The sequence below is a fragment of the Sphingomonas sp. HMP6 genome (assembly GCF_013374095.1).
In the GTDB taxonomy this organism is placed as follows: domain Bacteria; phylum Pseudomonadota; class Alphaproteobacteria; order Sphingomonadales; family Sphingomonadaceae; genus Sphingomonas.
This window is the reverse complement of the sequence record NZ_AP022672.1, coordinates 3,188,241-3,207,951: the sequence shown is the minus strand read 5'-3', so window position 1 is coordinate 3,207,951 and position 19,711 is coordinate 3,188,241. Positions and strand designations below refer to the sequence as shown.

Genomic DNA, 19,711 nt, shown 5'->3' with positions numbered 1-19,711 from the left:
GTTTAACCGCCCGTTCGCAGCATTTCCAGCCGCCGGTACGGCGCGTCGAGATAGCGCGCTACGGCCGCCTGAACGGCAGGGCTCGCTTCGCGGCGTTTCGCTTCGGTATCGGGAGTAAAGGATGTGTAGGGCGCCTTTGCATCGCGCATCGCCGCCGCCGCAAACGCCGCGCGCCCGTCCGGATCCAACGTGAGCCCGAAATGCGGCAGGATCCGGTGCTCGACCGCGTCGGGCAATTGCGTATAATTGATCAGCAAGCCGCGCGATCGATCGGTCGCTTCGATGATCGGCGCGCAGGTCCGCTCGAACAGAAGCGCGCAATAATCCTCTTGCGACAGACCATCGCCGGAAATGCCGAACACGCTCGTGCCGATGCCGCCGGGGATCGTCTGGAAGCCGCGCTGGCGGACTTGCGAGACCATGATGTCGATCGGATCGCGGTACAGAAAAATCCACGGCGTATCGGGAAAGGCGGCTGCCAGCAGCGGCAACGCCTTGGTATGCCAGCAATCCGTCTTGATCACGAAACCGCCACCGCCCGTGGCGCGGCGACCGAGCGCAGCGACCATCGCGCGGATCAAAGCAATCCGCTGCTCGATCGGCTGATCGCTGGCTTCTTGGACACGCTGCAAAACCTGGTCGAACGGTGCTGGCTCCGATGCGACCACCATCCCCGGCAACGCGGCCAACATCTGCGCGACCAGCGTCGATCCGCAGCGCGACAGGTGAAAGACCAATCCGTCGGGCACCGCCCCGTCCGCTCCGACCGCCTCCGGCAGCGTGGAAAGCGGGGTGCGGTGGCGGATCAAACGGCTGATCGGCAAGAATCGCGCGCGACGAATCGAATCTTCGAAAAACGGCTCGCTCAGCGTCTTGCTGCCGAGATAAAACCAGTCGATCGCCAAGCCGGTTGGGGAGTCCACGACCGCCGCGGGCAGCCACGCCGCCCCCGGCATCGCCTCGCCCGTGATCGGTTTGGGCAGGAAACGGTCGAGCCCCAGCGGATCAGGCGAGAGCGCGCGTTCGAGCGTGACCGGATCGAGCGGGATTCCGCGTGCGGCGGCTTCCGCGACAGCAACGCCGATGAATTCCACCATTTCCGCAAGGCCACCGAGCCGCTGTTCCAATGTGGAATCGGCGCAGACCGCCACACGAAACTGATCCAGCGGAGCGCTGTCGGTCGAGATCATCGCGGCAGTCCCATGCTTTGCAAAGGGTGATCCCGGCGCTATCTTCCGGGATATATGGAGACGAGCGCAGATCCTATCGTGTTCATTGGCGCACAACAATCGCACGTCTATCCCGACCGGCTTCGTCTGCCGCTCAGCTTCGATCCGGTCCGCTTGCGCGTCGATCTCGACGCCTTGATCGATACGCCCTGGACCGAACATTTCGTGCGGCAGAATTACGAAGGCGACTGGAGCGTGCTGCCTTTGCGCTGCACCAAAGGCGCGACGCATCCGATCATGCAAATTTATTCGGATCCGAACGCAACCGACTATGAGGATACGCCACTACTCGCGCGGTCGCCGTATTTCCAGGCGGTTCTGGCGAGCCTGCGATGCCCGCTGCAGGCGGTGCGGCTGATGCGGCTGACGCCGGGCTCGATCATCAAGGAACATCACGACAATGATCTGGAGGCAGAGAGTGGCCACGCCCGCCTGCACATTCCGATCGTGACGAATCGGTACGTCGATTTCCGGCTGAACGGTGTGCGCGTCGTCCTGGATCCGGGCAGCGTCTGGTATTTGCGGCTGTCCGATCCGCACAGCGTCGCCAATCACGGCAGCGCGGACCGCGTTCACCTTGTGGTGGATTGCATCGTCAACCCGTGGCTGACCAACCTGCTCGACGCCGCTATTGCCTGACCAGCACGATGCCGGCCGACGTCCCCGAGCCGCCTCATTCGTTCCGGATTGAAACGCTCGCCGCTAGAAGCTAGGTCAATTACCAAGCAGAAAGTTTTGCGTTCAAAATGGGGGAAGTGATCATGGTGCAGCGTCGGAACGAAGTGGTGTCGGTCAACCGCCGGACAGCCCTCGGCGGGATCGCGGCGCTGTCCGCGATCGGCGCGGTCGCGGGGTCAACCCCCGGATTGCTGAACGACGAACGCTTCACGCTCGGCGATACCGGTCTGCGCGCGTTCAAGGGGCAGTATGCGCTGCAGGGCGGCGACAAGCTCGCCGCCGCTTTCGCCTCGCCGCGCGGAAAAGCTGGGCTCGATACCGTCGTCCTGATGCCCGGCAGGGACGGCTTCGGCCCCGATCTCAAGGCAAAGATGCGCGGCTACGCGCGGGCCGGAAAGCTGGTCGTCGCGCCAGATTTTTCCGCCACCTATCCCGACCATGCAGTGCTCGGATATGACGCGATGGTGCGGGGCGTTCTGGACAAGGCCGGCCGCCTTGCTCGCGGCGCGCTTGGCAACGGCCGGGTCAGCGTCATCGCCCATGGCTGAGGCCGAACCGCTCGACGCGGTGGCGTTGGCGGTTTGGGGTGCAGCCCTCGCCGATTCAACGCTCGTGACCCAATCAAGCGGTGTGATCGGTGCCGAGGTCGATGGCGAGACGGTCCTGATCGGCGTCGATACTGGGCGGTATTACGGCTTCGATCCGGTGGGCAGCGCGATCTGGTTGGCGATCGCAACGCCGATCCGGGTCGATGCCCTGTGCGCGAAGATGATCGCGCACTTCGCCGGCGATGCGCGTGCGATCACGCTGGAAACGCGGACTTTCGTAGCGCGGCTGCTGTCGCGCGGCTTGGCGCGGACGGCGGATTGACGCGCGGTTCGATGGCGCCGCTTCGCCCAAAAACCCTGTTTGACGCCGCGCGCGCGGCACCGCATGAATGCGCCCCTGCGGACGACGTTCGTCGGTCTGCTCCATTTAGGGGATTTCCATGCGTATTCTCACCCTGGCCTTGCTGACGTCCATCGCCATGCCGATTGCTGCTGCCGCGCAAACCACCGAAGACCCCTATCTCTGGCTTGAGGACCTCTCCTCGCCGCGTGCGATGGAATGGGTGAATGCGCGCAACGCCTACAGCTCGAAAATCCTCGAGGCCGATCCGCGCTACGCGACGCTCTATGAAGAGGCGCTGACGATCGCAGGGGCGAAGGACCGTATTCCGGGGCCGAGCTTCACGCACGGCGAAATCTACAATTTCTGGCAGGATGCCGAGCATCTGCGCGGCATTTGGCGCAAGACCAGCCTGGCGGATTACAAGACCGCCGAGCCGAAGTGGACGACGGTGCTCGACATCGATGCGCTCGGCAAAGCCGAGGGCAAGAGCTGGGTGCTGAAGGGTACGCAATGCCTGCGCCCCGAAGAACGGCTGTGCCTGGTCTCGCTGTCCGACGGCGGGGAAGATGCGGTGGAGGTCCGCGAGTTCGATCTGAGCACGGGCCAGTTCGTCACCGGCGGGTTCCGGTTGCCGCGCGGCAAGCACCGCATCGCGTGGGAAGACAAGGACCATCTGCTCGTCGCGACCGACTGGAATCCGGGCGAGCTGACGCAATCGGGCTACCCTTATATCGTCAAGCGCCTAGCCCGCGGGCAGGCGATGTCGGCGGCGGTCGAAGTGTATCGCGGCGAGCAGAAGGATGGCGGCTATGGCGTGTCACCGGGCGTGCTGCGCGACAGTAAGGGCCGTACTCTTGCCTATGTCGATCGCCCGCTCGACACCTTCCATTCGCAGACCTTCATCATCACGCCTGCCGGCGCGAAGCGGCTGGCGATCCCGGAAAAGGCCAGCCTCGAGGAACTCGTCGACGGCCGCGTGATCGTCCGCCTCAACGAGGCTTGGCCGACGGCCGGTGCCGCGTTCACCGCGGGTTCGGTCGCGGAAATGGACCTGGCGCAAGTCAAGGCTACCCCGGGAAGCTCAAAGGCCAAGCTCGTCTGGGCCCCCGGTCCGCGCGATTCGCTCGGCGGGATCAGTTCGACCCGCGACAAATTGCTGATCAGCACGCTCAGCAACGTGCAGGGCCGCGCCTATGTCTACACCGCCAAGCCCGGCGGCGGCTGGACCAGCGCACGGTTGAACCTGCCCGACAATCTAACCGTTGGTTACGCTGCGACCGATGACGCGTCGAACCGCGCGTTCCTCGGCACCAGCGGTTTCCTGACGCCCTCGACACTCTATCTCGCCGATGCCGCGACCGGCGCGCTCGAACAGGTGAAGACGATCGCGCCGAAGTTCGATGCGTCGCAGGATGTCGTCGAACAGCTCGAAGCGACCTCAACCGACGGGACGAAAATTCCGTATTTCGTCGTCCACCGGAAGGACATCCCCTATGACGGATCGACGCCGACGCTGATGAGCGCGTACGGCGGGTTCCAGGTCAGCCAGACGCCTAATTATTCGGGTACGACCGGCAAGCTCTGGCTCGAACGCGGCGGCGCGTACGTGCTTGCCAACATTCGCGGTGGCGGTGAATTCGGCCCGGCCTGGCATGAGGCTGGGCTCGGTACCAAGCGTCAGATCATCTATGACGATTTCGCCGCAGTCGCGAAGGACCTGATGGCGCGCAAGATCACGTCGCCCAAGAAGCTCGGCATTCAGGGCGGCTCTAACGGTGGGCTGTTGATGGGCGTCGAGTTCACACAGCATCCCGAACTGTGGGGCGCGGTTGTCATTCAAGTGCCGCTGCTCGACATGATCCGCATTTCGAAGATCGCAGCGGGCGCATCGTGGCAGGGCGAATATGGCGACGTGAATGCCGATCCCAAGGTGATGGCATTCTGGCAGAAGCTGTCGCCGTACCACGCTCTAAAGGCGGGCGTTGCCTATCCCGAGCCGTTCATCTTCACCACGACCAAGGACGACCGCGTCGGCCCGCAACACGCGCGCAAGTTCGCCGCACGGATGGAGGAACTGAAACTGCCGTTCCTCTATTACGAGAATACCGAGGGCGGCCATGGCGCGGGTGCCGACCTCAAGCAGGCGGCGCGCACCACCGCGCTGACGATGACCTATCTTCAGCGCAAATTGATGGGGGATGCGCCCGCCAAGCCATAACCGGCCCAGCACCGATTGGGCCGGATCGGGGCCAATCGGTGCGCTTGGCGACGAATCATGCTATGCTCCCCCCAGGGTCAGCGGCTGACGCTGACGGACCGTCCGGGGGGAGTTTCCATGCGCCGTCTGTTCGCCTTGCTCGCCATCGTCCTGATTGCCGCTTTTGCCGTCTCGCAGCCGGAACAGGCACAAGCCTGGGGCAAGATCGGTCATTTGTCGGTGTGTGATCTCGCCTACCGCAACCTGACCCCGATCACGCGCGCCGCACTCGGCGACCTGCTCCAAAGCAGGCACGGCGGCATCACCATTCCCGGCCGTGGCAAAATGCCAGATCAACATTATACCTCGTTCAATTATGCCTGCCTTGAAGAAGACGAGATCCCCCGGCGCAATCCGGACGATCATTTCATCAACGTCGCACGCAGCGTCACAGCGATCACCGAACAGGCATGCCCCGGCACGGGCGATTGTATCCTGAGCGGCATCGTGCGCGATCTCGCGATGCTCAAGGACCCGAGCAAGCCGCGCACCGAGCGCACCTTCGCGCTGATGGAGCTCGGTCATTGGATTGGCGACCTTCATCAGCCGCTGCATATCTCCTATGCCGACGACAAAGGCGGCAATGGGATCGATGCGATCCTCACGGGAAAGTGCGGCACGTCGAGCTATCGTCCTGACACTCTCCACGGCGTGTGGGACAATTGCCTGCTCGAAGCGGGCCTGTTCGAACGCGTCCGCAAGCGCGCCGATTACAAGAAGAGCTGGAGCCGCTTCACCATCACCTATCGCGCGGTCGACACGCTGCAGGCCAATACGACGCTGGCCGAGGAACAGGCGTTCGCCGGCACCGATCCCGCGCTATGGGCGGATGAATCGTACAAGATCACGCGCGATCCGGCGGTGCTCTATTGCGTGCGGGTCGGCACCCAATGCCAATACTCGGCGACGGCGGCCACCAGGACCAACCCGAAGCGCGTGCAACCAATCGGCCAGGCCTATCTCCGGGCGTTCGACGCCACCGCGCAGGAGCGCATTCGTCGCGCCGGTTTCCGCCTGGCGCATTTGCTCAACCTGTCGCTCGACCCGGCCTATACCGTGCCGACACGCCAAGCGTCGCAGCACCCGTAGCGCTTACTCTGCCGGTGCCGCGATCGCGGTGCGGCGCTGCCGCCCCCAGCTTTCGCGGCCGGTCAGGAACGCGTGCCAGCCCCACAGCGCGCCCGCGTGGCGCAGCAATTGGAAGCTGAACGGCTCCAGCATCGCCGCGATCAACGCCGGGAACAGCCCCAGTCCCTCGCGCTGCCCGGTCCACTTCTTGTAAATACCGAGCGACCAGAGATGGAAGCTGAGGTCGATCGCGATCTTGACCAGCATCACGATCAGGATCGGCAGCGCCACCGTGAAACGCCCCGTCACGACCAGCGCGATAAGGATCGCGAACGCCGCCAGCCCATAGATCGGCTGGAGCGTATCGAGCGCCTTGACCGGCAACATCGCGGTGCCGAGCCAGCCGTACCGGCGCGCGCCCACCATATCGCGGTTCCAATGTTGCGTTTGCAGGAAACCGCCGAACCAGCGCCGCCGTTGCCGCAGGAATGCCTTCGGGCTCGCCGGCGCATCTGTCCGCGCCAGCGCGCCGCCCACGACGCGAACGGTCCAGTCACGCTGATGGTCGATCGCGTGGCGGTGCAACCGGTGGATCAGTTCATAATCCTCCACCATGCAATCGGGATCGAACCCGCCGACCTCGACCACCGCATCGCGTCGAAACGCCGCAAACGCGCCCGAGATCAGCAACAGGCTGTCGAGCTGTTCCCACGCATGGCGTGACAGGAAATTGCGGACATATTCGTAGGTCTGAAACCATTCGAACAAGCGCCCCTGCAGATCCGGCCCGCAGATCGGCGCGAGCACGCCCGTGGCCGCGACCAAAGCCGGTTCGGCCGCGAACGCCGCGCGCATCGCCGCGATTGCGCCGGGTTCAAGCAGCGTGTCGGCGTCCACCGTCAGCACCACTTCGGTTTCGACCAGCACCATTGCCGCATTGAGCGCGCGCGCCTTGCCACCGTGCCGCAACCGCAGCCAACGCAGCGACGGCAGCACCGGCGACGGGTCGCTGATCGTCCCGAGCGGAGGCGGGGCCAGCCCATAGCGCCGCGCCATCACCTCTGGCGTGGCATCGCTCGATCCATCATCGGCGATCAAGATCAAATCGGGCGGCGTCTCCTGCCCGCTCAGCCGCTCGATCGCCGCGGCGATGACGCCCGCCTCATTATGCGCCGCGACGATTACCCCGAAGCTCAGCGACACGGGCGGAGCTGGCTGCGGCGTCAGGCGCAAATCGCGGATGTTCCACGCGGTAAACAGCAACAGCGCGGTGTCGTACAGGATATAGGCGATCCCGATCGACCAGACCGCCAGCCCCTGCCGCTGGAACGCCTGCACGATCAGCGCAAGAAACAGGATCGGCGCGACGGCCCCGATGATTCGGCTCGCAGCGCCCACGCGCCGAGGGGTAAGCCGCGGGGATTCCGCGGCAAGCGTGTCGGCGAGCGATGTCATTACGCAGGCGGTACCGATCGAGGATGAACGTGCGCTGACGCGCCTAGCGCGTGCCGACCCGCCCCGCTAGGGTAAGTCCGACAAAATCGAGCAGGAGCACATGCGTGGTTCAACGCTACACCGGAATCGCGATCGCGCTGCATTGGATCGTCGCGCTGCTGATCATCGCCAATGTCGCGCTGGCGCTAACCTGGGATTTCTATCCCGATGCGCAGGTGCGCCCGGCAATCGATCTGCACAAATCGATCGGCATCACCATCCTGGGGCTGGCTATCCTGCGGATTCTATGGCGTTTCTCGCATCGCCCCCCGCCACTCTCGCAGGCCTATGCCGGCTGGGAAGTCACCGCTGCGCACGTCGTGCATTGGGGTCTCTATGCGATCCTGTTCGCGATGCCGCTGACCGGCTGGATCATGGATTCGGCCTATGAGAAAGCGTCATCAACGCCCATCATGCTCTACGGCCTAATTCCCTGGCCGCGCATCGGCTTCATCCTAGCGCTCGATCCCGTGACCAAGAAAGCCGTGCATGACAGCTTCGGCGAAGCACATGAGATCATCGCCTACGCCGTATACGCGCTGTTCGCGCTGCACGTCGCGGGCGCGCTGAAGCACCAATGGGTCGATGGGGTGAAGGAATTACAGCGGATGTGGCCGGGCCGGCGGTAGTTCAGCGCGCCGCGAGGATCGCGTCGATCGCCTCGGCAACGCCGTCGGCATCATTGCCCGCCACTACGTGCGTCGCCTTTGCGCGCACCGCTTCTGGCCCTTGCCCCATCGCGAAGGACAGGCCGGCGCGCGCGAACATCGGCACGTCGTTGAACTGGTCGCCCAACGCCGCTGTGCGATCGAGCGGCACGCCGATCGCATCGCTCAGCGCGGAGATGCCGTCTCCCTTATTGGCAGCGAGCGCGGTCACGTCGAGATAATAGGTCTGCGATTGCATAATCGTCGCGCGATCAGCGAACCCCTTGGCGCGGTCGGCGAGGCCTGCGAGCAGGGCGGCATCGTCACTGACGAAGGTGACCTTGTCAGCGCGGTCATACAGGTCGCTGAAATCTTGCCGCACGATCGGCGCCTGGTTCGATGCCACCCGCTCGCTCGCGACATGCGCGCCGTCCGGATTGCTCGCATACCAAAGGTCGTCGGCAAACACCCAGGTATCGACCGCCGCGCCCTCGGTCAGTGCGAACACCCGTTCCACCACCGCGCGATCGATCCGGTGGTGGCAGAGAACCGTGCCATCGCGCTTGAACACGGTCCCTCCGTTGAACGCGCCCATCGGCGCATCGATCGCCAGCGTATCGGCGAGCGGCATCACCCCCGAGCGCGGACGTGCACTGATGATCGTGAAGCCGAGACCCGCCGCGCGCAGCCGTTCGACCGCAGCGATCACGCCCGGCGTAAGCTGCTTCTTCTTATCGACCAGCGTGCCGTCGACATCCGACACCACTAGGCCGATGGTCACTGAGGCATCTCGACATGCCCGCCGAACCCAAAACGCATCGCGGACAGCAATTTGTCGCCGAAGGTGTGATCGACCCGACTGCGATAGCGCGCGAACAAGGCGGCGGTCAGCACGTTGGCCGGGACCTTTTCCTCCATCGCCGCGTCGATCGTCCACTGTCCCTCGCCCGAATCGGCGACGCTGCCGGTGAACTGCTCGAGGTTCTGGTCCTTGGCGAGGCCAATCGCGGTCAGGTCGAGCAGCCAAGAGGAAATCACGCTGCCGCGCCGCCACACTTCTGCGATGTCGGTCAGATTGAGGTCGAACCGTTCATCCTCGGGCAGTTTGTCCGACGCCTTGCCCTTCAGAATGTCGAAGCCCTCGGCATAGGCCTGCATCAGCCCGTACTCGATGCCGTTGTGAACCATCTTGACGAAATGCCCGGCACCCGCTGGCCCGGCATGGATATAGCCCTGCTCGGCGCGCGGGTCCTCATTATCCGCGGCTTCGCGGCCCGGCGTGCGTGGGATCGTGCCGATGCCAGGCGCGAGTGCGGCGAGGATCGGGTCGATGTGATCGACCGCGGCCTTGTCCCCGCCGACCATCATACAGAAGCCGCGCTCCAAACCCCACACGCCGCCCGAGGTGCCGACGTCGACGTACAGCGCACCCTTTTCGGACAGTGCCTTGGCGCGGCGGATGTCGTCCTTGTAGAAGCTGTTACCGCCATCGATGACGATGTCGCCGCTGCCACAGAATGCGCCGATCGCGGCGACGGTCTGTTCGGTCGGGTCGCCTGCCGGGAGCATCACCCAGTAGATCCCCGGCTGGCCGAGCTTGCCGCGCATATCGTCGAGGCCGCTCGCCCCGACGGCACCATCGGCGGCCAGCGCTGCGATCGCTTTCTCGTCGCGGTCGAACGCCACCACCTCATGGCCCGCGCGCATCAGGCGACGCGCGATGCCCGCCCCCATCCGGCCGAGGCCGATGATCCCGATCTTCATGACTTAACTCCGGGTGGTGCTACGATGGAAAGTGCCGAAAGTGCCACTCAGGCGTGCGCAGGCTGCTTGGCGGCAATGGCACCCAGCAGATCGTCGAACGCCTTGGAGAAGGACGCGACGCCCTCCTCGACCAGCGTATCGGTCACGCCATCGAGATCGAGCCCAAGTCGTTCAGTTTCCGAGATAATCTTGCGCGCACCCGCGACATCCTGCGTCAGCGTCGTCGCCGCCGTGCCGTGATCGCGGAACGCATCGAGCGTCTTGGGCGGCACAGTGTTGACCGTATCCTTGCCGATCAGCGTGTCAAGATACAGCGTGTCGGGATAGTCGGGGTTCTTGGTGCCCGTCGACGCCCACAGCAGACGCTGTGGCTGCGCGCCCTTGGCAGCCAGTGCCTGCCAGCGTGGCCCGGTGATGAACTCCTCATACCAGGCATAAGCGAGCTTGGCATTGGCGATGGCGACCTTGCCCTTCAGCGCCTTGGCTTCGTCGCCACCCACGCCCGCATCGATCTTGTCGTCGATCTTCGCATCGATCCGGCTGATGAAGAAGCTCGCGACGCTCGCGATGCGGTCGATCGGCTCACCGCGTTCTGCCCGCTTTTCGAGGCCCTCGACATAGGCCTCCGCCACCGCCTGATACGCGCTTTGCGAAAACAGCAGGGTCACGTTGACGCTGATCCCGGCATCGATCGTCGCCGCAATCGCGGGCACACCGGCGGGCGTGCCGGGGATCTTGATCATCAGATTGGGCCGATCGACCGCCGCCCACAGCTTCTGCGCCTCGGCAATCGTGCCGTCAGTATCGTTGGCGAGATAGGGCGAGACCTCAAGGCTGACATAGCCGTCCTTCGCGTCAAGCCGGTCATGCACGGGCCGCAGCGTGTCTGCGGCGGCCTGGATGTCGAGAATCGCAAGATGTTCGTAGCGATCGATCGTCGCCGCGCCAGGATTCGCCGTGTCGTAAGCGGCAAGCTCAGCGTCATAGGCATCGCCATGCCCCATCGCCTTCTCGAAGATCGATGGGTTGGAGGTAACCCCGGTCAGCGCATCCTCGTCGATCAATTTCTGGAGGCCGCCCGCCGCCAGGAACTTGCGATCGACGAAATCGAGCCAGACGGCCTGACCCAGGCCTGCAAGATCGTTCAGATGACCCATCACTTCGACTCCAGAATTTGCGTGGCCTGCTTCACGATGTTCGCGACGGTGAAGCCGTATTTGTCCTGCAATTTGGCGATCGGCGCGGACGCACCGAAGGTGCTCATCGTGATCGTGCGGCCGTCCAGCCCGACATAGCGATCCCAACCGAGCTCGCCGGCCATCTCGATCGCAATGCGCGCCGTGACGACGCGCGGCAGCACCGATTCCTTATACGCGGCATCCTGCAATTCGTAGCGATACCAGCTCGGCATCGACACGACACGTGCCGCAACCCCTTGCGCCTTCAACGCCTCATACGCTTCGATCGCGAGCGACACTTCGGAGCCAGTCGCGATCAGGATCACTTGCGGGTTCTCGCTGTCGGCGAGCACATAGCCGCCCTTGGCGACGCCCGCGGCGCTGGCATACTTGGAGCGGTCGATTGTCGGAAGTGCCTGACGCGAAAGGATTAAAGCGGTCGGGTGGCTGGCGTCCTGCATGACCGCTTTCCACGCTTCGGCGACTTCGTTGGCGTCGCCGGGGCGGATTGTGTCTAGGCCGGGGATCGCGCGGAGGGTGGCGAGATGCTCGATCGGCTGATGCGTCGGGCCGTCCTCACCCACGCCGATCGAATCGTGCGTGAACACCCACACCGCGCCGATTTCCATGATTGCAGAGAGCCTTATCGGCGCGCGCATGTAATCGGCAAAGACCAGGAAGGTCGAGCCATAGCCGCGCAAATGCGACAGGCTCATGCCGTTGACGACGCCGCCCATGCCGTGTTCGCGGACCCCGAAATGGAGGTTTGAGCCGCCGAAGTTCGAATAGGAGAAAGAATCCGCACCCTTGATGTCGGTCTTGGTCGAGGGCGCGAGATCGGCCGATCCGCCGAGCAGCCACGGCACCCGCGCCGCGATCGCATTGAGCACCTTGCCCCCCGCATCGCGGCTGGCGATGCCCTTGGGATCGGCGTCGAACACCGGAATATCGGCATCCCAGCCATCGGGCAGCCGATCCGCAAAGATCGCATCGAGCTGTTCGGCCAGATCGGGATATTCAGCCGAATAGCGCGTGCGCAGCGCGTCCCATGCTTCGCGCGCCGGACCGCCACGATCGGCGACGGCAGCGTGGAAATGCTCGGCCACGCCATCGGGCACCAGGAACTTGGCGTCCTCGGGCCAGCCATAGGCTTGCTTCGTCAGGCGGATGTTCTCGTCGCCGAGCGGCTCGCCATGCGCCTTTTCGCTGCCCGCCTTGGGGCTGCCGTAACCGATTACCGAATGGACGACGATGAAGGTCGGCCGGTCGCTGGTCGCCTTGAAGCTGGCGAAGGCAGCGGCGAGCGCGACGGTGTCGTTAGCGTCATCGACATGAATGACGTTCCAGCCATACGCCTGGAAGCGCATCCCCACATCTTCGTCGAACGCGAGATCGGTGCCGCCCTCGATCGAGATATGGTTGCTGTCATAAATCCAGCACAGGTTGGACAGCTTCAAATGCCCGGCGAGCGACGCCGCTTCGGCCGCGACGCCCTCCATCATGTCGCCATCGCCGCAGAGCGCGTAGACGTCATGGTCGAACAGGTCGAAGCCCGGCTTGTTATAGCGCGCCGCGAACCAGCGTTCGGCAATCGCCATGCCGACCGCATTGCTGCACCCGGCACCGAGCGGCCCGGTGGTCGTTTCGACGCCGGTCGTATGGCGATATTCGGGATGGCCCGGCGTGCGCGACGAAAGCTGGCGGAACTGCTTGAGATCGTCGAGGCTCAGCGCAGGGTGACCGCTTTTCTTGCCCGCGGCATCGATCTCCTGGATCCCCGCCAGGTGAATCAGCGAATATAGCAGCATCGACGCATGACCGACCGAGAGCACGAAGCGGTCGCGATTGGGCCAGTCGGGCGTCGCCGGATCATAGCGCAGGAATTCGCTCCACAGCGTGTAGCCGACCGGGGCCAGCGCCATCGGCGTGCCGGGATGCCCCGAATTGGCGGCTTGCACCGCATCCATCGACAGCGTGCGGATCGTATCGATCGTTAGCCGCGCGAGGCTGCCGTCTTCGTGCAGACCGGTTGCACCGGCTTGGGTCGGGGTATCGGACATGGAAGGAATTCGCCTCGCTCTTGGGGTCTGAACGCACGCGCGCGCGCCCGGTTGCGGCCCGGTTGCAGTTTGCGCGGGCCTTATCGTGTCCTTGCGCCGCGTTCCAGTCGCGTAACGACGCCGTCCGCCGCGATATACGCAGCGTCCACCTCGGTCAGGAACAGGCCATGCCCCAAAGCGCCCGGAATTGCGTCGATTTGGGCAGCGAGCAGCTCCTTGTCGGTGTCGGCGGCAAAACGACAATCGAGGATACAATTGCCCTGATCGGTGACGAATCCGGCACGGAGTACAGGGGCACCGCCGAGTTTTTCGAGTCGCGCCGCGACGAATCCTTGCGCGAACGGCAGCGTTTCGACCGGGATCTTCGCCGCGCCAATCGCCGCGACCCGCTTCGATCCGTCGGCGATCACCACCATCCGCTTGCTTGCCGCGGCGACGATCTTCTCGCGCAGCATCGCCCCGCCCGCGCCCTTGATTGCGCGGAGACCGTCGTCGATTTCGTCGGCTCCGTCGATCGTCAGGTCGATTTCAGCAGGCAAATCGATCAGGGTTATGCCGACCGCGCGGGCGTGGGCTTCCGTGGCAAGCGAGGTCGCAACCGCCCGGATCGCAAGCCCGCCGCGCACGCGTTCACCGAGTGCTTCGATCGCGAAGGCGGCGGTCGAACCGGTGCCGAGGCCGACGACCATGCCGGGCTGAATCTCTTTGATGGCGGCAAGCGCAGCGAGGCGTTTGTCGGTTTCGTTCATGGCACTACCCTAGCACGCGATTTAGAGCAGGATGACATTAGCATGACCCGTTCGCCCTGAGCCTGTCGAAGGGCCCGTGCAACAAGCAAGGGCTGGCGTGTTGCACGGGTGCTTCGACAAGCTCAGCACGAACGGATTGGGGATTGGATCAAGCTAACGTCATCACGCTCTAGTTCCCCCGCGAGGGCCGCGGCCCCGTCGTGGCGTAAAAGAAAACTGTGCGCAGCGCACGAACATGAAAACGCTCGCTGCTGGGCCCCGGCCTTCGCCGGGGAAGTATGAAGTAACAACCAGACCACTTTTCCCTTTGCCCCCCGCCGCGCCACACGGCAAAGCGCTCGCATGGTTGAACATATCCTCGGCATCCTGGCCGGCTTCGTCATCGCGGTCATCGAGGCCGGGGGCTATTGGGGCATCGCGCTGCTGATGGCGATTGAGAGCGCGTGCGTGCCGCTGCCGTCCGAACTCATCATGCCGTTTGCGGGCTATCTTGTGTCGCAGGGCAAGATGAACCTGTTCCTGGCGGCAACCGCCGGGGCGATCGGCTGCAACCTCGGCTCGATCGTCGCCTATGAAGCGGGCAAGCGTGGCGGGCGGCCACTTGCCGAACGCTATGGCAAATATCTGCTGATCGGGCCGGGCGAACTCGATGCCGCCGACCGCTTTTTCGCGCGCTTTGGCAATGCCGCGGTGCTGATCGGGCGGCTGCTGCCGGTGATCCGCACCTTCATCGCCTTTCCCGCCGGTGTCGCGCGGATGCCGCTGGTGCCGTTTCACCTCTATACCTTCATCGGTTCCTGGCCGTTCTGTTTCGCGCTGGCCTGGCTCGGCCAGACGCTCGGGCGTGCTTGGAACAGCGACCCGCGCGTGAAGGCGGCGTTCCACAGCGCCGATGCGTTGATCGGCGTCGCGCTGGTCGTCGCGATCGGCTTGTTTGTGTGGCACAAGGTGCACGGCTTGAAGCGGCGTTAAGGCGTCCCACATCCTTTTTCGATGGGCGCGCGTAACTCTGCGCGTCGATGCGTCGTATACCGGGCATCATCCCGATGAGAGGCTGTCATGCTGAAACCCGTTCTGATTACCGCTGCCATCGCCGGCGCCGCGCTGTTCGCGCTCGGCGGCGGTGCCGCACAAGCCGAACGCGCCGTGCCGATCCCCGCCGCCAAGGTCGATGTTACTGCCAAGGGCCAGCAGGTCGCGGTGTTCGCGGGCGGCTGCTTCTGGGGGATGGAGGCGGTGTTCGACCATGTGAAGGGCGTAACCGCGGTCACCTCAGGCTATGCCGGCGGGACCAAGGCGACCGCGAATTACGAAGCGGTGTCGAGCGAGACGACCAAACATGCCGAGGCGATCCGCGTGATCTATGATCCCGCGAAGGTGAGCTACGCCACGCTGCTGCGCGTCTATTTCTCGGTCGCGCACAACCCGACCGAGCTGAACCGCCAGGGGCCCGACAGCGGCTATAGCTATCGCTCGGCGATCTTCCCGCAGACCGCAGCACAGCGCGGGGTCGCAGCGGCCTATATCGCGCAATTGGGCAAGGCGCATGTCTTTGCCAAGCCGATCGTGACCAAGATCGAGACCGGCGCGTTCTTCCCGGCCGAGGAGTATCACCAGAATTTCTACGACCGGAACCCGAACCACCCGTACATCACGACCTTCGACAAGCCCAAGGTCGCGGCGTTCAAAGCGGGGTTTCCGCAGCTGGCGCGCGGATAACGATCCAACGCCAAGGTGCCGAGTGTCCCGTTCGCCCTGAGCTTGTCGACGGGCCTGCGCAACGGGCGCCGCTCACCCTCGTGGCATGGTGTGCTGCGACAAGCTCAGCACGAACGGACGTGGTCTCAGGCCGCCAGTTTGAACCGCAACATCCGGTCCTCGACCGGGATCAGCGCTTCCGCCCCCCGCCCGACCGCGCGAACGATTTCGGGGTGATCGGCATCGAGTCCGCCGGTCAGCGCCCCGAAGGCCGGCAGGATCAGCTTGCTCGGCGTCGCCACGAAACAGCGCCGCGCGACGTTGCGCCCGCGCACCCGCACGCGCAGTTTCGGGTGGAAATGCCCCGAAAGTTCGGGCCGTGTCTCGCCCGGTGCGGCCTCGTGTCGCAACACCAGCCCATCGACCACCGCCTCGGGCAGGACGGTGCCGCCGCAGCGATCGACCAGCCCGGCCCCGCTTGCGCGATCATGATTGCCGGTGATCCAGCACCACGCCGTCGCACTGGTCAGCGTGCGCAGCGCGTCCTGCGCCGCCGCGGGCAGCCGATCGCACCCGGCATCGTCGTGGAAACTGTCGCCCAGGCACCACATTTCGCGCGCGCCCGTCGCCGCGACGATCGCGTTCAGATCGACCAGGGTGGCGAGCGAATCATAGGGCGGCAACATCTGCCCGTGCGCCGCGAACCAGCTCGCTTTCTCGAAATGCAGGTCCGCCACCAGCAGCGCGCGCCGCGCCGGCCAGAACAGCGCACCGCTACCCAAGGCAAGCAACTCATTACCGGCGAACGAAAAGGGAACCATAGCCATGCCTATGTCGTAGCCCCCGCACCAAAGCAACCGCGACAAAGCGCTTGCGCAAAGCCGCCACGGGCGTAAAGCGCGCCGTCCTTCCCGGCGAGCCATTCCAGCCTTATGACCTCTGCCCCAGTGACACGTCCGACAACCACCCCGGTCAGCCCGACCACGCATACGCCGCACCCGGCGTTGATTGCGCTGACGGTCGGCGCGATCGGCGTAGTGTTCGGCGATATCGGCACCAGCCCGCTCTACGCCTTTCGTGAGGCGCTGAACCAGACGGCCGGCGACGGGATCGACCCGACCGAGATTCTTGGTGTGCTGAGTCTGGCGATCTGGTCGCTGATCCTGGTCGTTACCGTCAAATACGTCCTGTTCCTGATGCGCGCCGACAATCAGGGCGAGGGCGGCGTACTCGCGCTGACCGCGCTGGCGCGGCGCGCGCTCGGGCGACGATCGCTGATCGCTTTGATCCTCGGCGCGGCGGGTGCCTCGCTCTTTTATGGCGATGCGATCATCACCCCTGCGCTCTCCGTGCTGTCGGCGGTCGAGGGGCTGAAAACGATCCCGGGCGCGGGTGCCGTGTTCAGCGAAGACGTCATCCTCGCCCTCACCATCGTCATCCTGATCGCCTTGTTCTTCATCCAGAGCCGAGGAACGGCGCGCGTTTCCGCGCTGTTCGGCCCGGTCTGCATCCTGTGGTTCCTCGCGATCGGCGGGCTGGGCGTGTGGCATATCGCTGACGAACCCTCGATCCTGCGCGTGGTCTCGCCGCATTACGGAGTGATGCTGCTGGCGACGCACGGCGTCACCGGCCTGTTCGTATTGGGCGCGGTGTTCCTGACCGTAACCGGCGCCGAAGCGCTGACCGCCGACATGGGGCATTTCGGGATCAAGCCGATCCGGCTTGGCTGGTTCTTCCTGGTCTTTCCCTGCCTCGTCCTCAACTATCTCGGGCAAGGCGCGTTTGCGCTGAGCGCGCTCGAGGCGGCGGCGCAGGCGGGCACGCCCTTCGTCAATCAGGACTGGTTCTTCCTGATGGCACCAGACGCGGTGCGGCCGTGGCTGATCGTGCTGGCGATGCTGGCGACGGTGATCGCCAGCCAGGCGGTCATTACCGGCGCCTTCTCGCTGACCCAGCAAGCGATTCAGCTCGGGCTGCTGCCGCGGCTGCGCGTCCGCCAGACCTCGGCGACGCAAGTCGGTCAAATCTATCTCCCGACGATCAACTGGCTGTTGCTGGTCGGCGTGCTGGTCCTGGTGATCCAGTTCCGCACATCGAGCGCGATGGCGGCGGCGTACGGCATCGCGGTGACCGGCACGATGGTCGTCACGACCTGCCTCGCCTATCTCGTCGCGCGGCATCGCTGGAACTGGAGCCGCCCGCTTGCGCTTGCGGTGATCGTGCCGTTCCTGACGCTCGACCTGATCTTCTTCGGTGCGAACATCCTGCGCGTGGTCGAGGGCGGCTGGGTGCCGCTGGTGGTAGCGGGCGCGATCGGGCTGATCATCTACACCTGGAACCGCGGCCGCAGCATCGTCCGCGAGTTCGAACAGCGCCAAAGCATCCCGCTGATCGATCTCGCCGCCGCGCTCGCCAAGCGCCCGCCCGAGCGCGTCGAGGGAACGGCCGTGTTCCTGACCGCCAATCCGGACAGCGCGCCGGGGGCGCTGCTGCACAATCTCAAGCACAACAAGGTGCTGCATGAAAAGAATTTGATCGTCAGCATCCGCACCGCCGACCGTCCGACGGTCGAGCCCGAGGATCGCGCCGAAATCCGCCCGGTCGACGATAATTTCACGATCATCGTGCTGCATTACGGCTTCATGGAATCGCCCGATTGCCCGCGCGATCTGGGGTTTGAGGCGGTGGCGCACAAAAAGACGCTCAACCCCGCCAAGACGAGTTATTTCATCGGGCGCAACACGCTGAAGCCGACGGCGGACCAGGGAATGCCGCTGTGGCAGGACCGGATCTTCATGTTCCTGCAGCGCAACGCCAGCGACCCGACCGATTTTCTCAAGATTCCGCCAGGTAAGGTATTGGAATTGGGCGAGCAGGTCACCGTTTAAGGGCACGCCCTATGCCTGCCGTGCCGTCCAAAATAGTAATTCCGCCCCGGACTGAATCGTGTAACAAGCCCTCGTCCTGGGCAGGAAAAAGCCGCGTCTGGACAGGGAGATGACGTGACGGGGCGTTGCAGCGGTCGGGCGTGCGCGGGGCACAATGCCATGTGGAAGCCGCTGCGATGAGTGCGCTGCTGCTGGCCAGCGGCTTGGTGCTGCTCGCGCCGCCATTACCGGTGGCGGCGATTCCCGCGCCTGTGTCGCTGGTGGTCCTTGCCCAAGGTCAGTCCACCCCGCTCGCGGTATCCGCCGATCCGGCGCTTCTACCCGCCGCACCGCAATCCGGCCCACCCCAAACCGGATCCGAGGATCTGGTCGTCACCGCGCGCGCGCGCAGTGCCGGCGACCCGCTGCAAAGCGTCAATTTGCAGAGTTTCGAGGTCACCCAGGCGATCGATATCGCGGTGATCCGCCCGGTCGCCAAGACCTATCAAAAGATCCTGCCCGCGCCGGTGCGCGACGGGATTCGCAACGTGCTCAACAATCTGCGCGAGCCCGTCACCGCACTCAACTGCATCCTGCAGCACAAGATCGGCCGGGCCGCCAAGACGCTTGGGCGCTTCCTGGTCAACACCACCGTCGGCGTCGGCGGCATTTTCGACATGGCGCGGCGCAAACCCTTCAAGCTGCGACAGAATCCCAATGGCTTTGCCAACACGCTCGGCTTTTACGGGGTGAAGACCGGCGCGTTTTTGTATGTGCCGCTGGTCGGGCCGACGACGGTGCGCGATCTGATCGGATCGACGATCGACCGCTTCGTGATCCCCTTCGCCGTCGGCGGGCCGCTGCGCAACCCGGCGGTGACGATTCCGATGGGCGTGTTCGGCACACTCGATCAACGCGCGCAACTCGATGAGACGATCGAAGCGCTGCGCCAGGACAAGCAGAAGGCGTATCAGGCAACGCGCGAATTCTATCTGACGCGGCGCCAGGCGCAGATCGACGAACTGCACGACCAGCGCCGCCGGATCGTCCGGCCCGTGCCCGGATCGATCAGACCCTCGGTCACCGACGCACCGGACGCAAAGTAACGCGCGCTTACCGCGCGCCCCTTAC

18 protein-coding genes are annotated in these 19,711 nt (G+C 64.6%); 10 read left to right on the top strand and 8 right to left on the bottom strand.

Annotated features, from left to right (window positions below; translation table 11 throughout):
* Positions 1–2 precede the first annotated feature (2 nt).
* Complete coding sequence (locus HMP06_RS15690; protein WP_176497918.1) at positions 3–1,190, bottom strand: sulfotransferase; 1,188 nt, start codon at positions 1,188–1,190, stop codon at positions 3–5.
* 54 nt (positions 1,191–1,244) lie between these two features.
* Here HMP06_RS15690 and HMP06_RS15685 point away from each other — a divergent pair, with 54 nt between their 5' ends.
* The 5 genes from HMP06_RS15685 (at position 1,245) to HMP06_RS15665 (ending at position 6,144) form a co-directional block, all read left to right on the top strand.
* Positions 1,245–1,868, top strand: coding sequence for an aspartyl/asparaginyl beta-hydroxylase domain-containing protein (locus tag HMP06_RS15685; RefSeq protein ID WP_176497917.1), 624 nt, complete (start codon positions 1,245–1,247; stop codon positions 1,866–1,868).
* A 107-nt stretch (positions 1,869–1,975) separates the two neighbouring features.
* Entirely contained in the window at positions 1,976–2,455 is a 480-nt protein-coding gene (locus HMP06_RS15680) for a hypothetical protein (RefSeq protein ID WP_232089733.1), read from the top strand.
* A complete protein-coding gene (locus HMP06_RS15675; protein WP_176497915.1) occupies positions 2,448–2,777 on the top strand; it encodes a PqqD family peptide modification chaperone in 330 nt (109 codons plus the stop codon). Before HMP06_RS15680 ends, HMP06_RS15675 begins: the two co-directional genes overlap by 8 nt.
* Before the next feature lie 118 nt (positions 2,778–2,895).
* Positions 2,896–5,016, top strand: a complete 2,121-nt coding sequence (locus tag HMP06_RS15670) for a prolyl oligopeptidase family serine peptidase (protein WP_176497914.1) — start codon at positions 2,896–2,898, stop codon at positions 5,014–5,016.
* 117 nt (positions 5,017–5,133) lie between these two features.
* Positions 5,134–6,144 (top strand): S1/P1 nuclease, encoded by a 1,011-nt coding sequence (locus HMP06_RS15665; RefSeq protein ID WP_176497913.1) that lies wholly within the window; start codon positions 5,134–5,136, stop codon positions 6,142–6,144.
* A gap of 3 nt (positions 6,145–6,147) precedes the next feature.
* Here HMP06_RS15665 and HMP06_RS15660 read toward each other — a convergent pair whose 3' ends face one another.
* Positions 6,148–7,578, bottom strand: coding sequence for a glycosyltransferase family 2 protein (locus HMP06_RS15660; RefSeq protein WP_176497912.1), 1,431 nt, complete (start codon positions 7,576–7,578; stop codon positions 6,148–6,150).
* Positions 7,579–7,682: 104 nt separating this feature from the next.
* On the opposite strand from HMP06_RS15660, the gene HMP06_RS15655 reads away from it, so the two are divergent.
* Positions 7,683–8,246 (top strand): cytochrome b, encoded by a 564-nt coding sequence (locus HMP06_RS15655; RefSeq protein ID WP_176497911.1) that lies wholly within the window; start codon positions 7,683–7,685, stop codon positions 8,244–8,246.
* A gap of 1 nt (position 8,247) precedes the next feature.
* On the opposite strand, the gene HMP06_RS15650 is transcribed toward HMP06_RS15655, so the two are convergent.
* From HMP06_RS15650 to rpiA, 5 genes are all read right to left on the bottom strand, one after another.
* Complete coding sequence (locus tag HMP06_RS15650; RefSeq protein WP_176497910.1) at positions 8,248–9,045, bottom strand: Cof-type HAD-IIB family hydrolase; 798 nt, start codon at positions 9,043–9,045, stop codon at positions 8,248–8,250.
* Positions 9,042–10,028 (bottom strand): phosphogluconate dehydrogenase (NAD(+)-dependent, decarboxylating), encoded by a 987-nt coding sequence (gene gnd / locus HMP06_RS15645; RefSeq protein ID WP_176497909.1) that lies wholly within the window; start codon positions 10,026–10,028, stop codon positions 9,042–9,044. The genes HMP06_RS15650 and gnd overlap by 4 nt, the downstream gene beginning before the upstream one ends.
* A 47-nt stretch (positions 10,029–10,075) precedes the next feature.
* Positions 10,076–11,185, bottom strand: coding sequence for a transaldolase (tal, locus tag HMP06_RS15640; protein WP_176497908.1), 1,110 nt, complete (start codon positions 11,183–11,185; stop codon positions 10,076–10,078).
* Positions 11,185–13,266, bottom strand: a complete 2,082-nt coding sequence (gene tkt, locus HMP06_RS15635; RefSeq protein ID WP_176497907.1) for a transketolase — start codon at positions 13,264–13,266, stop codon at positions 11,185–11,187. The genes tal and tkt overlap by 1 nt, the downstream gene beginning before the upstream one ends.
* Positions 13,267–13,346: 80 nt before the next feature.
* Positions 13,347–14,015, bottom strand: a complete 669-nt coding sequence (rpiA, locus tag HMP06_RS15630) for a ribose-5-phosphate isomerase RpiA (RefSeq protein ID WP_176497906.1) — start codon at positions 14,013–14,015, stop codon at positions 13,347–13,349.
* A gap of 342 nt (positions 14,016–14,357) precedes the next feature.
* Between rpiA and HMP06_RS15625 the strand changes: the two genes are divergently transcribed.
* Together HMP06_RS15625 and msrA are read left to right on the top strand one after the other, a co-directional pair.
* Complete coding sequence (locus HMP06_RS15625; RefSeq protein ID WP_176497905.1) at positions 14,358–14,987, top strand: DedA family protein; 630 nt, start codon at positions 14,358–14,360, stop codon at positions 14,985–14,987.
* Between the two features lie 87 nt (positions 14,988–15,074).
* Positions 15,075–15,734, top strand: coding sequence for a peptide-methionine (S)-S-oxide reductase MsrA (gene msrA / locus HMP06_RS15620; protein ID WP_176497904.1), 660 nt, complete (start codon positions 15,075–15,077; stop codon positions 15,732–15,734).
* Positions 15,735–15,859: 125 nt separating this feature from the next.
* Here the strand turns inward: msrA and pdeM are convergent, their stop codons facing one another.
* Positions 15,860–16,534 (bottom strand): ligase-associated DNA damage response endonuclease PdeM, encoded by a 675-nt coding sequence (gene pdeM / locus HMP06_RS15615; RefSeq protein ID WP_176498595.1) that lies wholly within the window; start codon positions 16,532–16,534, stop codon positions 15,860–15,862.
* A 111-nt stretch (positions 16,535–16,645) separates the two neighbouring features.
* Here pdeM and HMP06_RS15610 point away from each other — a divergent pair, with 111 nt between their 5' ends.
* Positions 16,646–18,601 carry a potassium transporter Kup gene (locus HMP06_RS15610; protein WP_176497903.1) on the top strand — a complete coding sequence of 652 codons (1,956 nt, stop codon included), beginning with the start codon at positions 16,646–16,648 and terminating at the stop codon, positions 18,599–18,601.
* Between the two features lie 176 nt (positions 18,602–18,777).
* A complete protein-coding gene (locus HMP06_RS15605) occupies positions 18,778–19,686 on the top strand; it encodes an MlaA family lipoprotein (protein ID WP_176497902.1) in 909 nt (302 codons plus the stop codon).
* The last annotated feature ends 25 nt before the right edge of the window (positions 19,687–19,711 follow it).